This window comes from Archangium sp. (assembly GCF_057119385.1).
This window is the reverse complement of sequence record NZ_DBNGVP010000070.1, coordinates 129,491-136,095: the sequence shown is the minus strand read 5'-3', so window position 1 is coordinate 136,095 and position 6,605 is coordinate 129,491. Positions and strand designations below refer to the sequence as shown.

Below are 6,605 nucleotides of genomic sequence, written 5' to 3'. Positions count from 1 at the left end.
TGGTCGGCGCGAACGGCGACGACGCGGGAACGAGGCCCGGGACCTGCGGCAGCGGCGCGGGCGCGACGGGAGCCGGCGGCGGGGCGAAGGCCGACAGCGGCGATTCGACCGGCGCGGGGGGCACCACGGGCGCAGGCGGAGCGAACGACGCCGGAGACGGCGTCGCGGGCGCGGCCGGCGGCGCCGCGCGGAAGGTCGGCGGCGGCGGCGACGACGGCGTCGCCACCGGGCCGGCCGAGGCCGCCTGCGGCGTCATCGGGTTCTGCGCCGGCGCCGGACGCGGCACCTCGCGCGAGCCCTGCGTCGACGGCGAGCGCTTGAGGTCCTTGGTCACCCGTTCGAGCAGCATCTGGCTCACCAGGCGGAACGTCTCGAGCACGCCGGTGCCCTTCGTCGCCACGCCCTCGACCCACGGCACGTTGTTCGGGTTGAGCTCGCGATTGAGTTCCTCGACCGAGTACACGTCGGGAAGATCGCGCTTGTTGTACTGCAGCACCCACGGCAGGTCGTCGAGGTTGACCTTGTACTCGGCGAGGTTGGCGCGCAGGTTCGACAGCGACTCCTTGTTCTCGTCCATCTTGCCGCGCTCGGAGTCGGCGACGAAGACGATCGCGTCGGCGCCCTTGAGCACCAGCTTGCGCGTGGCGTTGTAGAAGACCTGGCCGGGCACCGTGTACAGCGCGAGCCGCACCGTGCAGTCATTCACCCGCTCCACCTTCACGGGGAGGAAGTCGAAGAAGAGCGTCCGGTCTCCCTCGGTGGCGATGGACATCATCTCGCCGCGATGCGCGGGGCGCACCGTCTCGTACACCTTGCGCAGGCTCGTCGTCTTTCCGGACAGACCCGGTCCGTAGAAGACGATCTTCACAGCCACTTCGCGGGCTACCAGGTTCACGCTGCTCACGGTGTGAGCTTACCTAGAACGACTCGCCTCTTCGCGCCAGTTGCCGACGGCACATTCGCGGGGGTCCTCGACAGGTGCTCGTTCGCCAGGAGGGCGAAGCACACGGCTTCCTTGGCGCCCTCGGGCAGCCCCAGCACGTCCAGGGGGCGGACGGGCAGGGGAGCCAGCCGCGCCGTGAGCCGCTCCATCAGCACCGGATTCCGGGTACCGCCGCCGGAGACGTACACCGCCTCCAGGGCGAAGCGCGGCAGCAGCCACCGCTCGTAGGCCCGGGCGGTGGCCTCCACGGTGAACGCCACCGCCGTGGCCATCAAGTCATGGGGACGCGTGGCCCCGTGGCGCTCCCACAGCCGCTCCACCAGCGCGTCGCCGAAGCCCTCGCGGCCGGCGCTGCGGGGCGGGGGGAGGGCCAGGAAGGGGTGCGCGAGCAGTTCCGTGAGCAGCTCGGGAATGACGTGGCCCTGGCGCGAGAGGCTCCCGTCCAGGTCGCACTGGAGCTGGCCGCCGGAGATGCGCCGGGCCAGCCCGTCCATCACCATGTTGCCCGGGCCGGTGTCGAAGGCGATGGTGTCCTCGAGCCGGTCGCTCACCACGCTCACGTTGCCGATGCCGCCGATGTTCTGCAGCGCCCGCGCCACCCCCGGCTTCCGGAACAGGGCCCAGTCCAGGTAGGGCACCAGCGGCGCCCCCTGGCCCCCGGCGGCCACGTCCCGGGTGCGGAAATCACTCACCACGGGCAGGCCGGTGCGCTCGGCGATGACGGAGGGCTCCCCCAGCTGGAGCGTGGAGGGCGTCTCGGAGAGGCTCGCCGGGAGGTGGGCCACCGTCTGGCCGTGCGAGCCGATGACGTCCACGTCCTCGGGGCGCAGGCCCGCCCGGGCGATGACCTCCAGGGTGGCCTCGGCGAAGTGTTCACCCAGGGTGAAGTTGAGCTCGCACAGGGAGCGGGCGTCGTTGGCGGCGAGGACCCGCCGGGTGAACTCGGGGGTGAAGGGCCGGGAGACGTGGGCCAGGAGGGAGATGCGCACCTCGGGGCCGGTGCCTTCGACGCGGCACAGCACGGCCTCCACGGCATCCACGCTGGTGCCAGACAGCAGGCCGACGCACAGACGGGAGTTGGGAGGGGGCGGTCGCGAGCTCATGCCCTCAAGTGTAAAGCCCGGGCCCCACATCCGCCGCCCCCGGGGGGCCGGAGTGTCAGCCCGGAGGCTTGGGAACCATCCTCCGGGCTCCGGGCTACGTGCTCTGGATGGGCTCCCCGGGGAAGAAGGGGGCCGGTGGGGGGGCGCCCGGGGCCGGCGTCCTGGCGGGAGGCGTCGCCGGGACGGGCGTTCCCGGAGAGGGCTCGGTCCTGTCCGCCGTGAGGAAGAGCCTGTTCATCACCCGGTCCATGATGGGGCTGAGGAAGCGCTCGGCGGAGAAGCCCACCGCGATGAGGAGGATGGCGTAGGTGCACACCAGGGCCTCGTTGTTGCCCAGGACGATGCGCAGGGCGGGCTGGAGCTGGCCCATGCTCTCGAGTGGATCGAGCGCGCCTGGCGCGGAGGGGACGGTCTCGATGCTGAAGAAGAGCTGGGAGATGGACAGCAGGTAGAAGAGGAACGCGGCGACGGCGCCGATGGAGGGTTTGACGAACAGGTAGTAGACGAACTGCCGCCAGAAGGGGCCGCGCATGACGAGCACCGGCCGCTCCGAGAGCATGTTGGCCGTGATGGCGCCCCCCGCTCCGAGCAGGACGAGCGACAGCGTGCTCAGGGTGGAGGCCCGCCAGGGCAGCTCGATGGGGTTCTTGAGGATGAGCCCGGCGAACTGCGCGGGCAGCTTCGTCATCACCGTCAGGAAGAACATCAGCACGAGCAGGGACCCGCTCAGGCTGCGGATCATCATGGTGAGGTCGAGCTGCAGGTAGTGCTTGTCCGAGTGCCGGAGCACCTGGCGCAGCGCGATGCGGAGGATCTGCCGGGCGTGGCGCAGCTTCAGCTCCTCCTCGGGTTTCAGGGCCTCCACGCGGTGGGAGAGCTCCACGGCGCACCGGACCGCGGCGCACAACGGACCCGACCTCTCATCGCTCCCCAGCCAGGTGGAGCGGGCGATGGGCTCGTGGATGTTGCGCCGGAAGTTCTCCTCCACCATGAGGGCCTCGGTGGCGAGCAGGTCGAGTGGCAGGATGAGCAGCAGGTCCGCGGCGACGCCGTGGACGAGCTCCCAGAACTGGCAGTTGTCCAGGGGGAAGCGGGGCCTCCAGCGCCATGCCTCGAGCCCGGCCTTGGCCTGCGCCAGACGCTCGTGCAGGTTCTTGAGGATGCTCGCGGTCTGGGGGGAGCATGGCCCCTCCTGTTGCTCCTCCAGGAAGCGCAGGGTGGACTCCAGGCTGCGCAGCTTCGCCCAGCGCCTGCCGGTGTGGTGCCGCGGCGATTCCATGGCATGGCCTCCTCCCACGGAAGGATGGGGACCACGCGGGCTTGTGACGCCGAATCCCGGGCCGGAGCGCGGGGGAGGGCGGACGCTCGGCGCGCATGGCCGCCCCGTCTCCCGGGGAGGGGCTTTCGTCGGCGGATGGAATCAGCCAGGGGCTGTCAGGCGCCCGCGTTCCCGGCGCCAGGGACCGGGTGGTGCTGGACCTTGCTCGCCAGCGCTCGCCTGGGGTTCCCGTTCCTGTCTCCATTTCCGGAGGCCGGGACACCGCGGGGACTCGAGCACCTGCGGGACGCGGGCACACTCCTCCCCTGGAGGGGGATCCGCCGCGGAGCCTCCGGTTCCTGAATGCAGGAGGGACGGTGCCGGACGGTCTGGCTCGCGCAGGGCCTGGAGTGCTCCAGACATGGAAGGCGTATCGGGAGCGGGATTCCCACCGGGTGGGACGGGCCGGCTCCAGGGCCTTCGCCTGAAGGACCCGAGCGTCTCCGCCGGCCGGAAGGTGGCGATGCGCGCGCTGGCCTCACCCGTCGAGCGGACGAGGACGGCGGGCGCGAGGCCCGGCGTGTGCCGCGCGAGCGCGGTGGAACTGGAAGAGGGACGGGTGCCCTGCCGGGCCACCAGCACGATGCGCCGGCCCCGGACACTGGGCTCGCTCGAAGGAGGGGACGGGAGGGCCGCCGCCGCCATCCGAGGGGCCTGCTCCGTTTCGCGCCGTCCACAGCCGCTCAGCTCATTGCCGGCCAGCGTGGCGGTGCCCCAGCTCACGGCGATGCAGTTCTCCGCGATGGCGCTCACCGAGGTGTTCCGCACGGCCGCGCTCATGCCCAGCGCGATGCCCTGGTGCGCCTGGGTGATGACGGCGCCGTGGATCTCCGTGCCCCGGCCTCCGCGCACGCGGATGCCGTACCAGGCGCCGCTGCCGCCGTGCGAGGTGAGCTCGACGGGGCTCGCCGCGGTGCCGTGCACCCGCAGCGTTCCATCGACGATCAGCTCCACGCGCCGCGGATCCACGCCGGACTTCAGCGCGTCGCTGGCGGCGGCGATGACCTGGACACCGGGCTCGATGGTGAGCTTCGTGCCCCAGGCCACGGTGACATCACCGTGCAGCACATAGGGGCTGCCACGCCTCGTCCAGACGGTGGACGTGGAGAGGGTTCCCCGCACGTCCGTGGCGGACGCGAGGGCGGGAAGCAGAAGCAGGGCAAGCAGTACGGCGCGCATCTTGGAGCCGATGCTAGTGCGCTCTGTCGTGAGTCCTGGAGCGCCGTCCGGACAGCAGGCGGGGGGACTGGCGCCAGCCCGGGATTCCGGATGGGATGGGAGCGCGCGCTTGCGAACGGCCCGGGAGTGGATTACTTCCAATACGAACCTTTTCGTTCGCGACCTTCACGGTGCGAACCTTTCGGGCCCGAACGATGCCGACCCGCTACAAAGGGAGCGCCCGGGAAGTGCGGGCGCTCGACACCTTCGTCAAGCTGACGCGGGCGATGGAGACGCTCGGGGCGCAGCTCCAGCGGCACCTGGCCAGCCTGGAGATCACCCCGCCTCAACTGGCGGTGCTGGAGGCCCTGCTGCACGTGGGGCCCATGAGCCAGAGCGAGCTGGGCCGCAAGCTGCTGCGCAGCAACCCCAACATGACGGCGCTGCTGGACAACCTCGAGCGCGGCAATTGGATTCACCGGGAGCGCAGCCCGGAGGATCGCCGGGTGGTGGTGGTGAGCCTCACCCCCGAGGGCCGGCGTGTCATCGAGCGGGTGTTTCCCGCCCATGCCGCCCATGTCGCGGCGCTGATGGGGGCCCTGACCGCCGAGGAGCAGGAGACGCTCGGCGCGCTCTGCAAGAAGCTGGGCCTCTCCCTGTCCGGGAGCTGAGCCCTCCGCGTTCGAGTTCCCCGCAACGAAGTTTTCGCTCGCGCATTTAGTTCCAGTACGAACCATTAGGGTTCGAAGAAAGAGGAGACGGTCATGGTCAAGGCGAAGAAGGTGGGTCTGTGGGTCCTCACGGTGCTGCTCGCGGTGGCGTTCCTGGGGGCGGGAGGCTCGAAGCTGGCGGGGGTGGCGCCGCACCCGGAGAGCTTCGTGCGGTGGGGTTTCCCGCTGTGGTTCATGTACGTCACGGGGGCCACCGAGGTGGTGGCGGCGCTGCTGCTGCTCGTGCCGCGCACGGCGACGCTGGGAGCGGGCCTGTACGTGGGCACCATGGTGGGGGCGGTGCTGACGCACCTGAAGGCGGGTGAGGCCTCGCACGTGGGAGCGCCGATCGTGTTCCTGGTGCTCGCCGTGGTGGTCGGGCTGGCGCGCCGTCACGAGGTGCTGCCGCCGTTCAACCGGCTCTTCGCTCGCGGTGGGCTGGGGGAGCAGGTGCGGGCATGAGCACGCGAGCCGTGGTGAAGGTGGTGGACGCCGTCCGGACCCTCGAGGGCGAGGGCTTCGTGGTGCGCCGTCCGTTCCCCATCCCGGGCTTCATGCAGTTCGATCCGTTCCTGCTGCTGGACGAGATGGGGCCGGTGGAGCTGCCGCCGGGCGAGGCGAAGGGGGCGCCGGATCATCCGCACCGGGGCTTCGAGACGGTCAGCTACATCCTGGAGGGCCGGCACGAGCACGCGGACTCGGCGGGCCATGCGGGCGAGCTGGGTCCCGGGGACGTGCAGTGGATGACGGCGGGGGCGGGGGTGGTGCACTCGGAGATGCCAGCGCGCGAGTTCGCTCGCACGGGGGGCCGGATGCACGGCTTCCAGGTGTGGGTGAACCTGCCTCGGCGCGACAAGATGATGCCGCCGCGCTACCAGGAGCTGCCGTCCGCGAGCATCCCGGTGGCCTCGACGCCGGATGGCCGGGTGAGGGTGAAGGTGATTGCCGGCGAGTCACTCGGCGTGCGGGCGGCCATCGACACGCGCACGCCCATCCAGTACCTGCACTTCACGCTCGAGCCGGGAGGCCGCTTCGAGCAGCGGGTGCCGGGGGACCACAACGCCTTCGCCTACGTGTTCGGGGGTGAGGGCCGGTTCGGCCCGGAGGGGACGCGGGCGGTGGACGGGCAGGCGGTGCTGTTCGCCAACGACGCGGACACGGTGGTGATGGAGAACACGGGGACGGAGCCCCTGCAGCTCCTGTTGCTGTCGGGAGTGCCCCTGAAGGAGCCGATGGTTCGCTACGGGCCGTTCGTGATGAATACCCAGGCGGAGATCCTCCAGGCGTTCGAGGACTACCAGAGCGGCCGGATGGGGCGGATCCACCGCTGACCTGGACCCGCTTGTCCTTCAGTGGACGACGGGAGACCCGCT

Annotated in this window: 7 protein-coding genes; 3 read left to right on the top strand and 4 right to left on the bottom strand. The window is 70.9% G+C overall.

The genetic code is table 11. The features are described 5' to 3' along the window. The 4 genes from AC16DP_RS16805 to AC16DP_RS16790 all read right to left on the bottom strand — a co-directional run. A partial coding sequence (locus AC16DP_RS16805; RefSeq protein WP_483956802.1) for a GTP-binding protein occupies positions 1-874 on the bottom strand: 874 nt, incomplete at its 3' end. 26 nt (positions 875-900) lie between these two features. Further along, positions 901-2,046 carry an anhydro-N-acetylmuramic acid kinase gene (locus tag AC16DP_RS16800; RefSeq protein WP_329727097.1) on the bottom strand — a complete coding sequence of 382 codons (1,146 nt, stop codon included), beginning with the start codon at positions 2,044-2,046 and terminating at the stop codon, positions 901-903. A 94-nt stretch (positions 2,047-2,140) separates the two neighbouring features. Beyond that, positions 2,141-3,325 carry a hypothetical protein gene (locus tag AC16DP_RS16795; RefSeq protein ID WP_329727098.1) on the bottom strand — a complete coding sequence of 395 codons (1,185 nt, stop codon included), beginning with the start codon at positions 3,323-3,325 and terminating at the stop codon, positions 2,141-2,143. Between the two features lie 141 nt (positions 3,326-3,466). After that, positions 3,467-4,543, bottom strand: coding sequence for a hypothetical protein (locus tag AC16DP_RS16790; protein WP_329727099.1), 1,077 nt, complete (start codon positions 4,541-4,543; stop codon positions 3,467-3,469). A gap of 194 nt (positions 4,544-4,737) precedes the next feature. Here AC16DP_RS16790 and AC16DP_RS16785 point away from each other — a divergent pair, with 194 nt between their 5' ends. From AC16DP_RS16785 to AC16DP_RS16775, 3 genes are all read left to right on the top strand, one after another. After that, complete coding sequence (locus AC16DP_RS16785; protein WP_329727100.1) at positions 4,738-5,193, top strand: MarR family winged helix-turn-helix transcriptional regulator; 456 nt, start codon at positions 4,738-4,740, stop codon at positions 5,191-5,193. A gap of 93 nt (positions 5,194-5,286) precedes the next feature. Beyond that, positions 5,287-5,694: a DoxX family protein gene (locus AC16DP_RS16780; RefSeq protein ID WP_329727101.1), complete on the top strand. Its 408-nt coding sequence runs from the start codon at positions 5,287-5,289 to the stop codon at positions 5,692-5,694. Continuing rightward, entirely contained in the window at positions 5,691-6,563 is an 873-nt protein-coding gene (locus AC16DP_RS16775) for a pirin family protein (RefSeq protein WP_329727102.1), read from the top strand. Before AC16DP_RS16780 ends, AC16DP_RS16775 begins: the two co-directional genes overlap by 4 nt. Positions 6,564-6,605: the final 42 nt, after the last annotated feature.

Coding starts and splice junctions, on each gene's coding strand:
- AC16DP_RS16800 (WP_329727097.1), bottom strand. CDS start 2,046: ATGAGCTCGCGACCGCCCCCTCCCAACTCCCGTCTGTGCGTCGGCCTG.
- AC16DP_RS16795 (WP_329727098.1), bottom strand. CDS start 3,325: ATGGAATCGCCGCGGCACCACACCGGCAGGCGCTGGGCGAAGCTGCGC.
- AC16DP_RS16790 (WP_329727099.1), bottom strand. CDS start 4,543: ATGCGCGCCGTACTGCTTGCCCTGCTTCTGCTTCCCGCCCTCGCGTCC.
- AC16DP_RS16785 (WP_329727100.1), top strand. CDS start 4,738: ATGCCGACCCGCTACAAAGGGAGCGCCCGGGAAGTGCGGGCGCTCGAC.
- AC16DP_RS16780 (WP_329727101.1), top strand. CDS start 5,287: ATGGTCAAGGCGAAGAAGGTGGGTCTGTGGGTCCTCACGGTGCTGCTC.
- AC16DP_RS16775 (WP_329727102.1), top strand. CDS start 5,691: ATGAGCACGCGAGCCGTGGTGAAGGTGGTGGACGCCGTCCGGACCCTC.